Origin of the sequence: Arthrobacter sp. MPF02, from assembly GCF_046605375.1 — a bacterium.
Classification (GTDB): domain Bacteria; phylum Actinomycetota; class Actinomycetes; order Actinomycetales; family Micrococcaceae; genus Arthrobacter.
Genome location: NZ_CP176772.1, coordinates 757266 through 774321 on the forward strand (window position 1 = coordinate 757266; position 17056 = coordinate 774321).

17 protein-coding genes, 1 tRNA gene and 1 pseudogene are annotated in these 17056 nt (G+C 66.6%); 8 read left to right on the forward strand and 11 right to left on the reverse strand.

The features are described from left to right. Positions 1–36 precede the first annotated feature (36 nt). The 5 genes from ACLH0K_RS03665 to ACLH0K_RS03685 all read right to left on the reverse strand — a co-directional run bounded on the left by ACLH0K_RS03665 (position 37) and on the right by ACLH0K_RS03685 (position 3683). Complete coding sequence (locus ACLH0K_RS03665) at positions 37–675, reverse strand: DUF4232 domain-containing protein (protein WP_411375505.1); 639 nt, start codon at positions 673–675, stop codon at positions 37–39. 102 nt (positions 676–777) lie between these two features. Next, positions 778–1527, reverse strand: coding sequence for a YcnI family protein (locus ACLH0K_RS03670; protein WP_411375506.1), 750 nt, complete (start codon positions 1525–1527; stop codon positions 778–780). Positions 1528–1605: 78 nt separating this feature from the next. Then, positions 1606–2229, reverse strand: a complete 624-nt coding sequence (locus tag ACLH0K_RS03675) for a hypothetical protein (protein ID WP_411375507.1) — start codon at positions 2227–2229, stop codon at positions 1606–1608. A 99-nt stretch (positions 2230–2328) separates the two neighbouring features. Next, positions 2329–3402 (reverse strand): NAD(P)H-dependent flavin oxidoreductase, encoded by a 1074-nt coding sequence (locus ACLH0K_RS03680; protein WP_411375508.1) that lies wholly within the window; start codon positions 3400–3402, stop codon positions 2329–2331. Between the two features lie 65 nt (positions 3403–3467). Beyond that, entirely contained in the window at positions 3468–3683 is a 216-nt protein-coding gene (locus ACLH0K_RS03685; RefSeq protein ID WP_411376397.1) for a hypothetical protein, read from the reverse strand. Between the two features lie 193 nt (positions 3684–3876). Here ACLH0K_RS03685 and ACLH0K_RS03690 point away from each other — a divergent pair, with 193 nt between their 5' ends. The 3 genes from ACLH0K_RS03690 (at position 3877) to ACLH0K_RS03700 (ending at position 6463) form a co-directional block, all read left to right on the forward strand. Beyond that, a complete protein-coding gene (locus ACLH0K_RS03690) occupies positions 3877–4227 on the forward strand; it encodes a hypothetical protein (RefSeq protein WP_411375509.1) in 351 nt (116 codons plus the stop codon). A gap of 233 nt (positions 4228–4460) precedes the next feature. Further along, complete coding sequence (locus ACLH0K_RS03695) at positions 4461–5678, forward strand: NRAMP family divalent metal transporter (RefSeq protein ID WP_411375510.1); 1218 nt, start codon at positions 4461–4463, stop codon at positions 5676–5678. Next, positions 5675–6463: a putative hydro-lyase gene (locus ACLH0K_RS03700; RefSeq protein WP_411375511.1), complete on the forward strand. Its 789-nt coding sequence runs from the start codon at positions 5675–5677 to the stop codon at positions 6461–6463. Before ACLH0K_RS03695 ends, ACLH0K_RS03700 begins: the two co-directional genes overlap by 4 nt. Positions 6464–6537: 74 nt before the next feature. On the opposite strand, the gene ACLH0K_RS03705 is transcribed toward ACLH0K_RS03700, so the two are convergent. From ACLH0K_RS03705 to ACLH0K_RS03730, 6 genes are all read right to left on the reverse strand, one after another. Then, positions 6538–7230: a GntR family transcriptional regulator gene (locus ACLH0K_RS03705; protein WP_411375512.1), complete on the reverse strand. Its 693-nt coding sequence runs from the start codon at positions 7228–7230 to the stop codon at positions 6538–6540. Positions 7231–7259: 29 nt separating this feature from the next. Next, positions 7260–8996 carry an acetyl/propionyl/methylcrotonyl-CoA carboxylase subunit alpha gene (locus tag ACLH0K_RS03710; protein ID WP_411375513.1) on the reverse strand — a complete coding sequence of 579 codons (1737 nt, stop codon included), beginning with the start codon at positions 8994–8996 and terminating at the stop codon, positions 7260–7262. A gap of 11 nt (positions 8997–9007) precedes the next feature. Continuing rightward, complete coding sequence (locus ACLH0K_RS03715; RefSeq protein ID WP_411375514.1) at positions 9008–10663, reverse strand: 5-oxoprolinase/urea amidolyase family protein; 1656 nt, start codon at positions 10661–10663, stop codon at positions 9008–9010. Continuing rightward, the gene (locus ACLH0K_RS03720) at positions 10660–11418 is read right to left on the reverse strand and encodes a LamB/YcsF family protein (protein ID WP_411375515.1); all 759 of its coding nucleotides are present in this window, start codon (positions 11416–11418) and stop codon (positions 10660–10662) included. The genes ACLH0K_RS03715 and ACLH0K_RS03720 overlap by 4 nt, the downstream gene beginning before the upstream one ends. Before the next feature lie 24 nt (positions 11419–11442). Then, a complete protein-coding gene (locus ACLH0K_RS03725) occupies positions 11443–11769 on the reverse strand; it encodes a hypothetical protein (RefSeq protein ID WP_411375516.1) in 327 nt (108 codons plus the stop codon). A gap of 278 nt (positions 11770–12047) precedes the next feature. Then, positions 12048–12137 (reverse strand) — tRNA-Ser (locus ACLH0K_RS03730). Between the two features lie 186 nt (positions 12138–12323). Here ACLH0K_RS03730 and ACLH0K_RS03735 point away from each other — a divergent pair. From ACLH0K_RS03735 to ACLH0K_RS03755, 5 genes and pseudogenes are all read left to right on the forward strand, one after another. Further along, positions 12324–13883, forward strand: coding sequence for a DUF222 domain-containing protein (locus ACLH0K_RS03735; protein ID WP_411375517.1), 1560 nt, complete (start codon positions 12324–12326; stop codon positions 13881–13883). A 151-nt stretch (positions 13884–14034) separates the two neighbouring features. Beyond that, entirely contained in the window at positions 14035–15033 is a 999-nt protein-coding gene (locus tag ACLH0K_RS03740) for a zinc-dependent alcohol dehydrogenase (protein ID WP_411375518.1), read from the forward strand. 39 nt (positions 15034–15072) lie between these two features. Beyond that, positions 15073–15468 carry a 6-pyruvoyl trahydropterin synthase family protein gene (locus ACLH0K_RS03745; RefSeq protein ID WP_411375519.1) on the forward strand — a complete coding sequence of 132 codons (396 nt, stop codon included), beginning with the start codon at positions 15073–15075 and terminating at the stop codon, positions 15466–15468. 379 nt (positions 15469–15847) lie between these two features. Continuing rightward, positions 15848–16138, forward strand: a complete 291-nt coding sequence (locus tag ACLH0K_RS03750; protein ID WP_411375520.1) for a hypothetical protein — start codon at positions 15848–15850, stop codon at positions 16136–16138. 383 nt (positions 16139–16521) lie between these two features. After that, positions 16522–16647: pseudogene (locus tag ACLH0K_RS03755) on the forward strand (thymidylate synthase); the annotation flags it as partial. Positions 16648–17056 lie beyond the last annotated feature (409 nt).

Genomic DNA, 17056 nt, shown 5'->3' on the forward strand with positions numbered 1-17056 from the left:
TCTCCGAGGTTGTGTTCAAAGCGGGATGACGGGCTCCTATGACGGCTGGAACGTGCCAATGCTCAGCAAAGTGACGGCCGCATTGGTGCACGCCTTCGTGGGTTGCGGCAGGAACAGCGAGGCCGTGTCCTCGGGAGGATAAATCCGGTAGCCTGCGGCATCTACCATGCCGCAATCCATGTAGTTCCCGGCCTGGGTATAGCGAAGTACTGCCGAACCGGCCTGGCCCGGTGCCAGCAGGACTTCCGTCACGGGAGCGGATCCGTCACGGGTGGCGGGTGCGCCGATGGGGGCGCCGGCGTTGTTCGCGACCAGGGAAACCCCCGGGAAGCCTTTGAGGATGCAGGGTTCCGTGCCGGTGTTGGTGAGGCTGAGCGTCATGTAGACACTGCCTGCTGCGCCTCCGCCGGTCGCGTCTGTAGCGGCGGAAAGTCCCGCTGCCTTGCACAGACCGGGGGCTGCGGGCGCAGCAGAGGTGGAAGGCGCGGTGGCCGACGGCGCTGCGGACGTGGCAGGCGGCGCGGGCGATGCAGTGGGACCCGCCGGGCTGGTGCCCGGTGCCGTCGTCGTGGTTTCTGCCTGCGGTTGGCTGCTACCGCAGGCGGCAAGTGTCAGGGCAGCAGCTCCGGCCGCTGCCGACATGGCTATCCCCTGGAAAATTTTCTGAGACCTCATGCCACCACCTTCGCGGCAGCCGTTGCCGGCGTCAACGATGGCGCGTTCCCGGACAGCATTTGACGCCCGGATCGTGATGATCCGGGCGTCACAATGCAGTGGCTAGCTTGCCTTCCCGGCAGCTTTACGGCGGGACCCGCCGCGCACCAGGGCCGCACCGCCCAGGACCAGTCCGCCCAGGCCCGCGGCGAGGCCGGCCCAGCTGCGGGCTTCGGCTCCGCTGTCAGTTACGGCGGACACCTGCCCGGTGGGTGCCTTCGTGGAGTGCGAGGCGGTCTCGGCCGCACCGTGGCCGTCGGCACTCTCCGCCGCCGTGACGGTGATGGACGGAGCGGGGGCCTCCAGGGAGTGCGGGTCCTCGCCGTCCTTTGCGATCTGGGCCCAGTCAGTCTGTCCGGTCTCGCAGGTCTGGAGCGTGGGGAAGTGCAGTGTTGATCCAGCCACGTCCGGGAGTTTCACGGACAAGACCAGGGTGTCCCGGAGTTCGTGGGGGAGGGGGGCCTTCGCCGTGTAGACGATCTGGCTGGTCCGCTTGGTGACGGAGCTTCCGTCGGCCAGCTTCTTGGGTTCAGGCAGTTGCTCTGTGACTTTTTCCACCGCCCAGTTCGGGTTGACTGTGGGCTGGGCGTCATCGAGCTCATCAGGCAGGGTGATGGCCACCTTGGTGGTGCCGGACTCCTCGCATCCGTGCGGGATGGCGAAGGTCAGCAGGGCGTAGGAGTTGGCGGAGGTCTTGTCCGGTGTGACGCCGACGTGGGCGGCGGCACCGCCGGCCGCAGCGAGCATCAGGGCAGCGGCGCCGCCGGCGGCGGCAGCGGTGGTCAGGGAACGGCGGATGACAAAGGTGTTCATGGAGTTGCCTTTCTGGCGCACACCCGGATCGGGGTGCAAAGTGTTGGTGCCTGCACCGGAGCCATCGCCCGGCGGGGCTTAGGAACAAAGCGCGACGGCGGAAGGCGGGCCGCGTCGGCTGTCCTGCCGCAGGTTCCGCCAGGGAGAGCGGGGCGGCGCGGCAGGCGGGAATATAGCGGAAACAGGGGGAACGGCGTCGGGCGTTGTTGCCCGCGGGAGACCGGTCAGGGGACGAAGCCAGGCAGCCAGTGCCCACAGTGCGTCTTCGCCCTTGGCCAGCAGGAACGCGGAGGCCAGTGTGGCCAGGAGGTGGGCGGCAAGCATCAGCTGTGCGGGACCGGACTCAGCAGGCGCGGTGTGGCCGGCTACGAAAACCAGCTCGGGAAGCGCGCCGCCATGCTGATGGCCGTGGTGGGGGGCCGCCGGACCGGCTGCCAGGGCCGGTGTGCTCAGCATGGAGAACAGCTCGTGAAGCGCCAGTTGCCCGGCACCAAGCAGGGCTCCGATAGCCGGGAAGGACAGCCGGAGCCGGGTCGCTGCGGTGCTGACGAGCGCGGTAAGGGCCAGGACGGCCAGCAGGATGCCGGGGGCCGGGAGCTGGCCGCCGCCTGCCACGTGGGCCCCTGCCGCAAGGGTAAGGATGACGCCGGCAAGGGCGGAGGACCGGACGAGGTGGAACGGCGTGCGGCGGTGCGTAGGCACGGTATCTCCTCCCCGGTGCAGTGGCGGGCGGCTCCAATTGGGCCTGCCCGTCCAGATTCTATCGGTGATTCGCAGCGCGGCAGGAGCAGGATGGGATTGTCAGCTGCCGCCGGCCAGCAGCTCGGTGAGGACTTCGGCGGCTGTCCCGTACCGGAGCAGGGGAGCGGACTGGCCTGCCCAAAGGGACATCAGTTCCGTGTTCCCCCGGGCAGCGGCTTGGGGCCTGAAGCGTCCCGTCAGCCAGTTCTGGACCGGAAACGGCGCAATGCTCCGGGCATCGGACAGGTCCCGCACAACCCGGTTGGGGATGCCCCGGGCCAGCCTTCCGCTGAGTGCCCGGGTCAAAACGGTGTGCCCGGCGGCAGGGCTGTGCAGGAGGGCACGGTATTCAGGCACGGCTGCGGACTCCCGGGTGGCCAGGAACGCCGTCCCCACCTGCACTGCGTCAGCGCCGAGCGCCATGGCAGCGGCGAAGCCGCGGCGGTCCGCAATGCCGCCCGCCGCTATCACCGGGACACGCACTGCATCCGTTACCTGGGGGACAAGGGAGAAGGTGCCCACCAAGGACTCTTCCGCGGGCTTGAGGAAGGAAACGCGGTGCCCTCCGGACTCCATCCCGCTGGCAACGACGGCGTCCACGCCGCCTTCCTCCAGCGCGACGGCTTCATCAACGGTGGTGGCGGTGCCCAAAACCTTAATGCCGCGCCGGTGGGCTTCCTCCACCACGTCCGGCGCCGGGACGCCAAAGACAAAGCTGACGACGGCGGGCCGGGCTTCCAGCGTGGCCTCCACCTGTTCGCCGTAGTCGGGCATGTAGCGGGCGGGGGCGTCCGGCAGGGGGATGCCGAGTTCCTCGAAGTACGGCGCCAGCTTATTGCGGTAACTGTCAAAGTCGGCCTGGCCCACGTCCGTGGCTTCGTCGCCGGTGGGCACCCAGAGATTGAGTGCGAAGGGCCTGCCTGTAGCGGCACGAAGTTCCGCTGCCGTCCGTTCGACCGCGCCGCCGTCGTACCCGTACAGGCCGTAGGAACCCAGCCCGCCGCCGTCGCTCACCGCTGCGGTGAGCTGTACGGAGGAAACCCCGCCGAACGGGCCAAGGACCACGGGAACGTCGATCCCCAGCAGCTCGGTGAGCCGCCTGGAGCGGGGTGCGGGACGGTCTGGCGCGGTCATGGCTCTCCTTGGCTGGGCCTGCACGGTGAGGTACCCAGTCTCGCAGGTATGGGCCCCGTGACCCGTCAGCCGGCTGGGGGCGGCCCGGCCAGGTCGTAGCCGTCGGCAATGTGGAACATGCGGCGGCCGGCTGCGGGCGCAATGACCCACACAACGTCGCCGTCCGCGGTGCGCGCATCAACGTGTCCGGCGTGGATGCGGGCGCCGTTCCGCCGCAGTTCCACGCTGTCGCCGATTTCCACTTCGTCCCAGCGGACGGGGCTTTTGACGCGGTTCACCATCGAATTCACGGTTTCCTTTGATGCGCTGTTGTGCTGGTCCTGCCATCAAACAGGTCCAGCCCATGTGGCATCAATGGAGGAGTGACCACGGCAGGGTCAGTTTCCTTGTGCAGCCCTCCAGCCGGCTGTAGGCCCGGCCGGAGCCACGGCGTTAGACTGCCAGCGTATGTGTCGGCGATCTAAGGAGAAGTTCATGGACTACACCGGAAGCCAGTCAGAAAAGGTTGTTCCCGCTGGTGAACTTGGCCGCAGCCATATCGGCCAGACCATCAGCTTCCAGCCCAACGAGTTCACTGTCGTCTTTGGAAAGCTCGCCGGAATCGCCCGCACGGAGGCGATGGTTTACCTGTCTTTGCAGGGCGTGGGCAACGGCACCCACCTGAAGGATGAATACGACCTGCCGCTCGCGCACGATGTGTACGTGCCGGTGGACGTGATCAGCAACGCTGAATCCACCATCAAAGACCTGTTCGGCAAGGTCCAGGAGAACCTGCGCGGGGCAGGCCACAAGGGCGGCGGCGAGGACCGGACCGACCGGATCTAGGGGCCGTTCCCGGGCCGGGTGCAGGCCTGGGAGTGGAACTGGCCGGTGTGGGGGGCGCCGGCCAGTTCAAGACGGCGGGACAAGCTCGGGCAGGCGGTCATGTTATGTCTCCGTTTCGTCGATTCTTTGCTGGGGGAATTGTTCAACAATGTCTTGCCAAGATTGTTGAACAACCTGTACAGTCGTCACAACGCTCATTGTGACTCCAGTCACCCCTAGCAACGGACGGACCCATGGCAGACCCCGGCACAAAATTGACCCTGAGTTCCTCTGCCCGGCGAACAGCCCTTCTGGGCGCCATGTTCCTGATGGCCACCAGTGCCATCGGGCCGGGCTTCATCACACAGACCACCGTTTTCACCGTCCAGATCGGGGCAGCTTTCGCCTTCGCCATCCTGGCCTCCATCCTGATCGACGTCGCCGTCCAGATGAATGTGTGGCGCGTCATCGGGGTGACAGGGCTTCGCGCCCAGGAGCTCGGCAATAAAGTTCTTCCCGGCGTCGGCTGGTTCCTGGCAGCCCTGGTCTTCCTTGGCGGCGTGGTCTTCAACATCGGCAATATCGCCGGGACCGGGCTGGGGGCCAACGCGATGATGGGAGTTGACCCGAAGGTCGGTGGTGCCGTTTCGGCCGTCATCGCCATCCTCATCTTCCTCAGCAAGAAGGCCGGCATGGCCCTGGACCGGATCGTTGTGCTCCTGGGCGCCGTCATGATCCTGCTGATGATCTACGTGGCCATTGTCGCCGCCCCGCCGGTGGGGGAAGCCCTGAAGAACACGTTCCTGCCCGAAACGGTTGATTTCCTGATCATCACCACCCTGGTCGGCGGGACGGTGGGCGGCTACATCACCTACGCCGGGGCCCACCGCATGCTGGACTCCGGTGCCACGGGGGTCAAGCACGTTCAGCAGATCACCCGCAGCTCCATCCTGGGCATCGTGGTTACCGGGATCATGCGCGTGCTGCTCTTCCTGGCCATCCTTGGCGTAGTGGCAGGCGGCACGGTCCTTACCAGCAACAACATGGCTGCCGAGGCCTTTGGAGCGGCTGCCGGCGAAATCGGTACCCGGATGTTCGGCGTCGTTTTGTGGGCCGCTGCCATCACCTCGGTCATTGGTGCCGCTTTCACCTCTGTCTCCTTCATTACCTCCTCGCGGACTCCGGAGCGTAAGCGGAACCTCATCACCGTTGTTTTCATCGCCGCCTGCGCGGTCGTATACGTGTTCCTTGGCCAGGCCCCGCAGCAGCTGCTGATTTTTGCCGGCGCCTTCAACGGACTGATCCTGCCCGTTGGTTTCGCCGTCCTGCTCTGGGTGGCCTGGCGCCGCCGCGACCTCATGCACGGCTACGATTACCCGAAGTGGCTGCTCCTGGTCGGTGTCATTACCTGGCTGCTCACCCTGTTCCTCGGCTGGAACTCCCTCCTGGGCCTGGCAAAGCTGTGGGCATGATCGCCAACAAGCCCTCGGCCCTGCCCGGTGCGGCACGCGAGGCGTTCCGGAACGGGCTCGTGGAACCGACGTCAGGCTGGTCCCGAGGGTACGCCCAGGCGAACATGCTGGCCATTCCGCGGGAGCACGCGTTCGACTTCCTGCTCTTTGCCCAGCGCAACCCCAAACCCTGCCCCATCCTCGGGGTTTTGGAAGCAGGGGAGACCTCCGGTCCGCTGCTGGCCGGCGGTGATATCCGCACCGACATACCCAAGTACACGGTCTACCGGGACGGCGAAAAGGTTGACGAGCCTACCGACATCTCCGGGTACTGGCGGGATGACCTGGTGACCTTCCTGATCGGCTGCTCCTTCACCTTCGAATCCGCGCTGCTGGACAGCGGCATCGCCATCGCACACATCGATCAGGGCGTGAACGTCCCCATGTACCGAACCAACCGGCAGTGCGCTCCTGCAGGGTCGATGGAAGGTCCGCTGGTTGTTTCCATGCGGCCTGTCCCCGCCGCGCAGGTGGCCGACGCAGTGCGGATCACTTCCCGGTACCCGGCTGTCCATGGCGCGCCCGTCCACATCGGCAATCCGGAAGAACTCGGCATCCGGGACCTGGCCCGCCCCGATTTCGGCGACGCGGTGGACATCCCGGACGGGCACTTTCCGGTGTTCTGGGCCTGCGGTGTCACGCCCCAGGCCGCCGTAATGCAGTCCCGTCCGCCGCTGGCCATCGGCCACGCGCCCGGCCACATGCTGATCACTGACGCACGGGACAGCGACTACCTCGTTCCGTAACGCGCCGACGCCCGGCTGAACAAGCCGGTACCCGCCTTCCGTGCAGGCACCGGCTTGTTAAGTGGACCGGGACTTTAGCTGGAGGCTGCCAGTGAGGCCAGGTGTTCCAGCAGTTCCGCCTCGGCAGCGTCTAGGTATTCACGCAGCTCAGCGGCGGCTTTTTCGTTCTCACCCGCGCGGAGCCGCCTCACCAGCAGCACGTTGCGGTCCACGTAGTGGCTGTGGAAGTCCGGGGCGGCGGACATGGCATGGAAGACCAGCCGCATTTCCGCGAGCACGCGGTCCATGAGCGTCCTGAGGGTTTCACTGCCCGTCAGGTCCACCACTTCTTTATGGAAGGCCTGGTTGGCGTCGGCCATCTCTGCCACGGACCCGGCGTCCCGGGCGGCCTGGGCCCGCAGAACCACGGCTTCCATGGCATCCAGCTTTTCGGGAGTGATGTGCCCCCACAGGACGGCCGCCGGCTCGATGGTCCTGCGCACGCGATAGATTTCCCGGACATCCTCTGCGCCAGGCGATGCAACAAAAACCCCGCGGTTCGGAATACGGCGCACTATTGATTCCTCGGCAAGCGTGGTGAAGGCCTGGCGGAGCGTGTTGCGTGAGACGCCGAGGGCGGACGACAATGATTGCTCGGACAGCTTGGCGCCGGGGGCCAGCTCACCGGCAGCAATGCGGTTGCGTAGGACTGAGGCGATCCAGGCCGTGGTATGGGCGTGTTCGGCAGCACCCGCCGGTGCCGCCCCTCCATCAATCACAGCGTCCATCCCCTTCCCCTTCGCAACGACTCCCGATCCTAGCCGACCGAGCCCAGCACTTCCCCCCGCGCCACAGCAGCCCCGGGCTCCTGGCCGCCGCGGGTGAATGTACCGGCAACGGAGGCGAACACTACGGTTTCCATCTTCATGGCTTCCAGCACGGCAACGGGCTGGCCGGCAGTGACCTCGGAGCCGTCGTCGGCCAGCCATTTGACGAGGTTTCCACCCATCGGAGCGGTCACCGCGCCGTCTTCGGCAGCAGTGTGGCCGCCTTCGGAAGGCTCTGTTGCTCCGCCGCCGCCGTGCATCAGTGCATTGAACACCGCGGCCGGCAGCCCCAGCTGGACGGCTTTGCCGTTAATCTCCACCGTCAGCGTTTCACGGCGGGCAACAGGACCGGCCACCCCGCTTTCCAGTGCGGCGGCCAACGGTCCGGAAAATTCCGATTCGATCCACGTGGTGTACACGCCCAGCCGGTCGGTGGCGGTGAAGTGCGGATCGCGTACCACGGCACGGTGGAACGGCACCACCGTGGGGACGCCCTCAATGCGCAGCTCATCCAGGGCGGCACGCGCCCGGCGCAGCGCCTGGGCCCGGTCCTCGCCGTGCACGATCAGTTTTGCAATCAAGGAGTCATACTCTGCGGGGATGACCGAACCCGAACGGACGCCGGAGTCAACGCGGATACCCGCGCCGGTGGGCGCCTCGAACACTGTGACCGGCCCGGGGGAGGGGAGGAAGCCGCGGCCGGCGTCCTCGGCGTTGAGGCGGAACTCGATGGCGTGGCCGACGGGGGCCGGGTCCTCGATGATGGACAAGGGCATTCCGGCTGCGATGCGGAACTGCTCGCGCACGAGGTCGATCCCGGAGGTCTCCTCCGTGACCGGGTGCTCGACCTGCAGGCGGGTGTTGACTTCCAGGAAGGAGATCACGCCGTCAGGGGCCACGAGGTACTCCACCGTGCCTGCCCCGGTGTAGCCGGCTTCGCGGCAGATCGCGCGGGCGGACTCGTGGATCCGGCTGCGCTGTTCGGCGGTCAGGAACGGCGCCGGTGCCTCCTCCACCAGTTTCTGGTTGCGGCGCTGGAGGGAGCAGTCCCGGGTGCCCACCACCACGACGTTTCCGTGGGTGTCCGCCAGGACCTGCGCCTCAACGTGCCGCGGCTTGTCCAGGAACCGTTCCACAAAGCACTCGCCCCGGCCAAACGCCACCGTTGCCTCCCGCACGGCGGAGTCGAAGGCGTCCTCGATATCCTCCAGCCGGTAGGCGATCTTGAGCCCCCGGCCGCCGCCCCCAAAGGCGGCTTTGATGGCCACCGGCACCCCGTGCTTTTCAGCGAAGGCGCGCACCTCATCGGCGTCGGCGGCCGGACCGTCGGACCCCGGAACCAGGGGCGCACCTGCGCGGACCGCGATTTCGCGGGCGGTGACCTTGTTGCCCAGGCTCCGGATGGCCTCCGGCGACGGGCCCACCCAGGTCAGTCCGGCGTCGAGCACTGCCTGGGCGAAGTCCGCGTTTTCGGACAGGAAGCCGTAGCCCGGGTGGACGGCGTCGGCGCCGGCCTTTTCAGCCACCGCCAGGAGTTTATAGATGTTCAGGTAGCTGTCTGAACTGGCCGCGCCGCCGAGGGCATAGGCCTCGTCGCTGAGCCGTACGTGCAGGGCGTCGGCGTCGGGGTCGGAGTACACGGCCACCGAGACCAACCCTGCGTCGGCGCAGGCGCGGGCAATCCGGACGGCGATTTCACCGCGATTGGCGATCAAAACTTTTTTCATCGGTGCTTCTTTCACAGGCTCGTGGAGGAGGTCAGGGGCTGCAGCGTTTCGGGATCCACCGCAACGAACTTCAGGGCAGTGCCGGGCGAAAGTTGGGCTGCCACCGGCAGGTCCTCCGGAATGACAGCGGCAATGACGGGGTAGCCACCGGTCACCGGGTGGTCGGCCAGAAACAGGACGGGAAGGCCCGACGGCGGTACTTGCAGTGAGCCTGCCACCGCACCTTCGCTGGGGAGTTCTTCCGTGCGCGCCCGTTCCAGCGGAGACCCGGTTCCGTTGGTGTCGAGCCGGACGCCGATGCGGTTGGACTCCGCGGTGACGGTCCAGGTCTGCCCGGTCAAGGCCTCCTGCGATGCAGGAATGAACCAGTCCTGGCGCGGGCCCGGAGTGATCCGCAAAACGACGGGCGGGCCGGCGACGGCGGACAGCAGTAAGTCCGGCAGCGCGGGTGGTTCCGGCGTACCCACCACCCGGCCGTGCTCAACTGCGCCAACGGGCAGCACCGTTCCGGCGGCCAGCGGTGCCGGGCCGATGCCGGACATCAGGTCCGTCGAACGGCTCCCCAGCACCGGCGGGACGACTATCCCTCCACGTACCGCGAGGTAAGTCCGCAGCCCTGACACGGGCCGGTCAAGGCGGAGGATCTCGCCGTCGTGCAGGGCGAACGGGGCGTACATCGGGGCAGTCCTGGTTCCGCTGCCACTTTCGATCTCCGCGGGGACCGGGGCGCCGCTGAGCGAGGCTGTCAGCTGGCCGCGGGCGCGGATGGTGAGCCCGCCAAAAACGTTCTCCACCACCGCGTCACCGGGCGGGTTGCCAACCAACCGGTTGGCCTGCCTGGCGCTTGCCGCGTCGGCGGCGCCGGAGGGTGAAACACCCAGATCCCCGAGACCAGGCCTGCCAAGGTCCTGGATCAGTGACTGCGGCCCGGGATCAAGCACCTCGACTGCAGTCTCGCGGACCTTAACGCCTTGGGCTGCCGTGTGAGGGGACGGGCTCCCGGCGCCGGCGCCTTCGGACGGCCCTGCGGGGAGTTCCACGAGTTCCCGCACAGCCACATACTGGACTCTTGTCCCGGGCTTCACCAGGGCGGGCTGTTCGCGGTCCAGGTCCCACATGCGCGCAGCCGTGCGCCCGATCAGCTGCCAGCCGCCGGGCGAATTCCTGGGATAGACGGCAGAGAAGTTGCCCGCCAGGGCCACCGATCCCGCCGGCACAGCAGTCCGCGGCGTGCTGCGCCGGGGTACGTTAAGAGCAGTGTTCTCGCCCACCAGGTAGGCGAAGCCAGGAGCGAATCCGCCGAACGCAGCGGTCCAGAGCTGCCCGGTGTGCGCGGCCACCACGCCCTCCGGCCCCAACCCGGTGAGTTGCCCCACCTCAACGAGGTCCTCGCCGTCGTACACAACTTCGATCCTGACCGGGTCGCCGGAGGCCGCCCGGTCAAACGAGGCGGCGGCATCCAGCAGGGCGACGGCGGAGCGGGCCGCACGCGCGGCAGCGCGGGAGTCGAAAACCGCCAGGACCGTGCGCGCCGCCGCCAGGACATCCACCTGTCCGGCCAGCGGATTTTCCAGCAGTTCCGAGTGCAACGCCAGCACCGCGTCAAGGGACTCAACCTCGATCAGCAGGGCCCGCGGTCCTGCCCAGCGGATGTCCGGCTGGCTCACACGAAGCTCCGAATCTCCACGCCGGCGGCCTGGAGTTCACGGCGGACGGCGGCAGCCATGGAAACGGCTCCGGCCGTATCGCCATGGACGCAGATGCTTTCCGCCGGGGTGCGGATGGCTGACCCGTCACGGGCGATGATGGTGCCCTCGGTGGCCAGCCGGACCATGTTCGCCGCCACTGCGTCCTCGTCATGGAGAACAGCATCGGGTTCCCTGCGCGAGACCAGGGTCCCGTCCGGGTTGTAGGCGCGGTCGGCGAAGGCCTCGGCTACGCCGCGGAGCCCGGCCGCTTCGGCGGCTGCGAGTGCCACGGATCCGGGCAGCAGAAGCATGGGCAGGTCGCCGCCGAACGCCTTGACGCCGTCCACAACAGCCCGGGCGTGCGCTTCATGGGTGACGATGGTGTTGTAGAGGGCGCCGTGGGGTTTCACGTAGCGAATGCTGCCGCCGGCTGAACGGGCAAGGGCGTCCAGGGCTCCCATCTGGTAGAGGACGTCATCGGCTAGTTCAGTGGGGGAACAGTCGAGGAAACGGCGGCCAAAACCGGCAAGATCCCGGTATCCGACGTGGGCACCGATGGTTACTCCCGCCGCCACCGCGTCCCGGCAAGTCTGGGCGATGGTGGACGGATCGCCTGCGTGGAAGCCGCATGCGACGTTGGCGCTGGACACTGAACGGAAGATGGCAGCGTCGTCACCCATCGTCCAGTTCCCGAAGGATTCCCCGACGTCGCTGTTGAGGTCAATGAAGGCCATGGTGATTCCCGTCTCCTTTAGTGGTCATACAAGGATGCACGACAACCAAGGATTGTTCAACAATTTTCGAGGGTTTGACGGGATTCCTTTGAGGGCGGTGCTGAATCTCTTGCACGGCGCTACAACAGGGGGAGGTGTGTTCTTCAGTAGCCGGCGCAGTGCCGGCAACGCTGAGCGGCCGCGGACTCCGATCAGCAGGACGAAGGCATCGGTTCCGACGGGAGCGTCGTCGTCCGCGTCGACGATGAGGAACCGCTCGATCGCGGAAACGGTAGGAACAGGCCGAACGATGAGGCTGGCGAAACCGAGGGGAAGATTCGAGAGAATGTCGTCCACCCTAACCACGGCCATTGGCTTCCTTTTGCGTTAATCACACCGGACGGCTCTGTCCGGTCACATCATGGTAGCCAGCGTGGAAGCGCCGAAATATGTGATGAGGTCCTAAATCACAGTTGGCTTTTCGGTTGACGACCTAAACCAGGGAACGTCCGGGGCGCCGTTTCGGTCCAGTTCTACGAGAAAGGGCGGGACCCGGAAAGCGGGAGGCCTACGCAGGGCTTTGGGATCTTCGACAAAGCAAAAGGCCCTGGCTTCCATTTATCTCTCAGGAAAACCAGGGCCTTGCTACATGGCGGTGACGGTGGGATTTGAACCCACGTTGGCTGTTACACCAAACAACATTTCGAGTGTTGCACCTTCGGCCGCTCGGACACGTCACCAACCTCAATAGGGTACCGGAGTAACGTGCACATCCCCAAAACGGGAGGTTTAAAAGCGGGGTTGAGCTTGCCGGGACCCCGGTGGTTGGGCTCATCGAAACCCTGGTGGTTGAGCTTGTCGAAACCCATTTTCCATGCTCCGGCGTCTGACCGGGTTTTGTCGGACCCTGTTGGCATGCTTGGGGTATGGAAAGCGAAGCGGCCGGGAGCGAGGCGACCTGGGGCGTGGGAGGCAGGGCGGGGATTTTGGCTGCTGTTGCGTCGGTGGCTGGTTTCGTTGATGAGCTGGTCCGCGTTTTTGCCGGTGGTTCCGCTGTTTCGGGTTCTTCTGATGCGGGGTCTTCTGATGCTCTGGCCGGTGGTGGTGATCCGTTGCGGGTGTTTGCCGGTGACTGCCTGGACGGCTTGGCGGTCCAGCGCAAGCTTGAGGCCGCCGCTGCCGCGGTGAAGGTACTGCTGGTGGACGGGCACATCGGTGCCGTCGCCGCGATGGAGGACCCGGCGGCCGGGCCGGAATGGGCCAAGGGCCGCCAGATGGCCTCCGTGGCCGAGGTCGCCTGCGTCCTGACCATCGGGGAACGCGCCGCCAGTACCCTGATCGGAGAAGCCCAAGCCTTGACCAGTTCGTTGCCGGCGGCACTGGATGCGTTGCGGGTCGGGGAGGTGTCGTGGCAAAACACCAGGGTCCTGGTTGATGAGAGCACGGGCCTGGACCCGGCCGCCACCACAGCCCTGGAACAGCACTTCCTGAACCCGGACGCGCCGGGCGCCGGCCCGGGCGGTGTAGCAGGGGTGCTGCCGCCGGCGAGGTTGCGGCCGAAGGTGCGGTCGTGGCGGGAACGCCACCACCCCGAGCTGATCGAAAAGCGCCACGCCAGGGGTGTCGCGGCCCGGCGGATGGAATACGCCCCGGACCGCGACGCGATGGCCTGGATCTCCATCTACCTGCCGGCGGACCAGGCCAACGCGGCCTGGAACCGGACCCGGGCCCTGGCCCGCGGACTGCAGGGACCCAACGAACCCCGCACCCTGCCACAACTCATGGCAGACATCAGCGCCACAGCCCTCCTCGCCACCGGACACGCCCCCAATGCTGACGCGCGGAACGACACAACCGGCCACGGCGCTGCCTCTGCCGGCCCTCACGTGCACGGACCCGGCGCCGCTTTGGCCGGGCCCCCGGTGCCGCGGGCGCAGGTGCTCGTCACCGTGCCGGTGTTCTCGCTCCTGGGCCTAACGGAGGAACCTGCGGTGCTGGACGGGCACGGCCCGATCCCGGCGTCGATGGCACGCAGACTCGTCGCCGGCGGGGCGGACTCGTTTTACCGGGTCCTGGTCGATCCCAGGGGCGGGGCGCCGCTGGAGATCGGGCGCAAGAGCTACCGGATTCCGGAAGCGATGCGCCGCTGGCTCAGGCTCCGGGACGGTACATGCCCGTTTCCCGGCTGCAGCAACCACTCCCTCGATAACGAAGCGGACCACCTGCTGGCCTGGCATCACGGCGGAACCACCGGAATCAGCAACCTCGCCCAGCCCTGCCCCAAACACCACAAACTGAAACACACCAGCGCCTGGACACCCGCCCCGGCCACTAAAAACGAGCCGCCCGGCTGGATCTCACCGGCCGGACGCCGCTACACCAGCGAACACCAGGACTGGGAACCACCCCACTGGCCACCCGACATCCTGCCCTCGGAAAGAAGCTTCTTAGAAGAGATATTGGAGGAGCACTTGTTCGCCAGGTGATTCCGCGTTTGCCAGGTGATTTCGCGGCGCCAAGCCCGGGGCTTCGGTACGGGCACGTGCGCCACCTTCAGTCGCACTTGCGTATGCGCGACCCACCGCCCGCCGCCAAACTTTCCACCCGGCTGCCCGTCCCGCTAGATTCGTCAGCAAGATGACTACCTCGCAGAATCCCGTTTACGCCACCGCTTACTGGACTACCGCCCGCGAACACGGGGAGCTCCGCACACAGGAACTCCAGGCTCCGGGTCCCGGCGAAGCCCTGGTCCGTGCGCTCTACTCCGGAATCAGCAAAGGAACGGAGATGGTGGTCCACAAGGGTGCCGTTCCGCCGCGGGTCGCCGAGGAGATGCGGGCACCACACCAGGAGGGGAACTTCCCCGGGCCGGTGAAGTTCGGCTACCTCTCGGTCGGTGTGGTTGAAGAAGGGCCGGAGGACTGGAAGGGTCAGCGCGTCTTCTGCCTGACCCCGCACCAGGACCGCTACGTCGTCCCGGTCACGGAACTCACCCGGATTACGGACGCCGTCCCCTCAAGGCGCGCCGTCCTTACCGGAACAGTCGAAACCGCAGTCAATGCGCTTTGGGAAGCCGGGCCGCGGCTGGGGGACAGGGTGGCCGTAGTCGGAGCCGGGTTGGTGGGCGGCATGGTGGCGACCCTCCTGCGCACGTTCCCGCTGGCCCGGTTGCAGTTAGTGGATCTGGATCCGGGCAGGAAACATTTCGCGGACACTCTTGGCGTTGATTTCACCCACCCGGATGAGGCCCTCGCAGACTGCGACATCGTCTTCCACTGCTCCGCATCGCAGGAAGGCCTGGAGCGCAGCCTCCAGCTGGTCGGTGATGAAGGCGCCGTCATCGAGATGTCCTGGTACGCCAACCGCGAGGTCACACTGCCGCTCGGTGAGGACTTCCACGCCCGCCGCCTGTCCATCAGGGCCAGCCAAGTGGGGGTCGTCGCCCGCGCCCGCCGCCACCGCCGCACCAACGCAGACCGACTCAACCTCGCAGTCTCCCTGCTGGAAGACCCGGTGTTCGACGTCTTCCTCACGGGCTCGTCCCCGTTCGAAGAACTGCCGGACGTCGTCCAGGGCCTGGCACACGGCACCCTGGACGCCCTCTGCCACGTGATTGAGTACCCGGACAAAGACTAAACGCCACAGAAAAGCGCCAGCCAACCGTAAGGGAAACGAATGTTCAGCCTGACCGTCCGCCGCCACTTCATGATCGCCCACAGCCTGCCGCGCGAATCATTCGGACCGGCCCAGGCCCTGCACGGGGCCACCTTCGTCGCCGAAGTGGCCTTTCGCCGTCGTGCCCTGAACGATGACGCGATCGTCCTGGACATCGGCGCCGCCGGCAATGTAATTGAGGAAATCCTCGCGGGACTGAACTACCGCAACCTGGATGAACATCCGGATTTCGCCGGCAAACTCAGCACCACCGAAGTACTTGCCCAGTACATTGCCCATGCCGTGGCAGAAAAGCTCAAGGATCACGACGACGGCCGGCACCTTGACGGCGTGGATGTCACCCTGCGCGAAAACCCCGACGCCTGGGCCACCTTCTCGCTGGACCTTACCGCCTGACCCATGCTCCCCATCCGCCTGCTGGTGCCCGGCAACATCCACCACAACTCCGGTGGAAATGCGTACGACGCGCGGCTGGTGCGCGGCCTGCAAAGCATGGGCGCCGACGTCGAGGTCCTCCCCGTGGAAGGGGAATGGCCGGATGTCATCTGCACCTGCTCCAGTACGGCATACGCCCTCAAGGAACGCCATGGGCTGAGCGGCGTACGGGTCGCCCTGCCCGGCGTGGATCCCGCTCCTGCCGCACAGGGTGCCCGGCCGCCGAACTTCGTCGTCAACCGCAACATGGTCGCTGTAGCCCACACCAAACGCGGGGAACAAGCAGCCGCCGACGCAGCAAGCAGACCTGCCCCTCATCCAAACGGCCGCAGCGCGGACCGTGGACACCACCGCCGATGCCTTCAGAGCCACCATCGACGGCAAGAATATCGACAACCGCGGAGCCGCCGCCGAAGCGCTCTGCGCATGGGCCGGGAAACACGGCCACATGCTCACAAAACTCTACGGTTACGACGAGCTCGGGACCATCGCACAGCTGGGCGGCCACGAACTCCGCGCAAAGCTCGTGCCCGCCAGGGACCCCGACCACGCCACCGTGAAAGTGCGGATCGAAGGAGTGCCTAGGGCAACAACCAAATCGCGCGCCGGAGCCCACTGTCCGCTGACATAGGCACCATCCGACAACTCGAAAACAGGGTGGCCTCCGTGCCCAAGCTCGCCGCCGACGTCGAAGTGCGACGGAAGGAAGCTCTCTCACGGGTCGAACAAGCAGAAAATGGACTCTCGGAGCCGTTCGAGCACGCCCACGCCCTCAAAGCCGCCCAAGCCAACTCCGCCCGCATCGACCAACTCATGGCTGACGCAGCAAAACCCGAGCACCCAGCTCAGGGGGAGCCAGCAACGGAAATCGACCCAGGACTGGAGAAAATGCAAAGGCTTATGGGTGCATCATTCCCTCAAGAGCCCACCTTTGGCCCCAGCAGGCGCGGTGACGTCGGCCCAGCAGCGGACACCGGAACCATGCCAACGGGACGCGGATTACGGACTCTGAGGGGCCAGGGCGTGACCATCTGGAACGAATGGGCGGACGCGGACGGCGGTTTGGGTCCGGTGTACGGTGTCCAGTGGCGCAGCTGGCCCACCCCGGACGGCGGCCACATCGACCAGATCGCCGAGCTCGGCCGCGGCCAGGCCTGCCCGGGTTCGCTCGACCAGCTGGTCGCGTTCAAGCTGGGCGAACGCCGACATGACAGTGAGCATCGCTCTACCCATCGGCCCTGTTGTGCTGATGCCCTCCGTAACGCTGCGGAAGTGCACGCTCCGGCAGGCCACGGCCTATGTTGCGTAGCCCGCACGCCCGCCCGTCGCAGCCCACTGCGTTGGTGATGCCGAAGGAGCCATAGTGGCGGTACCCTGCACCACCCGGAAAACCACCCTCGTCGGGATCCTTCTCCGCCGGCGGCGGACAGTTCGATGGGAACGCTGCTGATGACCATAGGGCCCGCTTCGAGGTCAAAATCGAGCCTGTCGGCAGTCCAAAGCGCAGCCTCCTAGTCTAGGACACACCCGGGCGGAACGGCCGAAACTG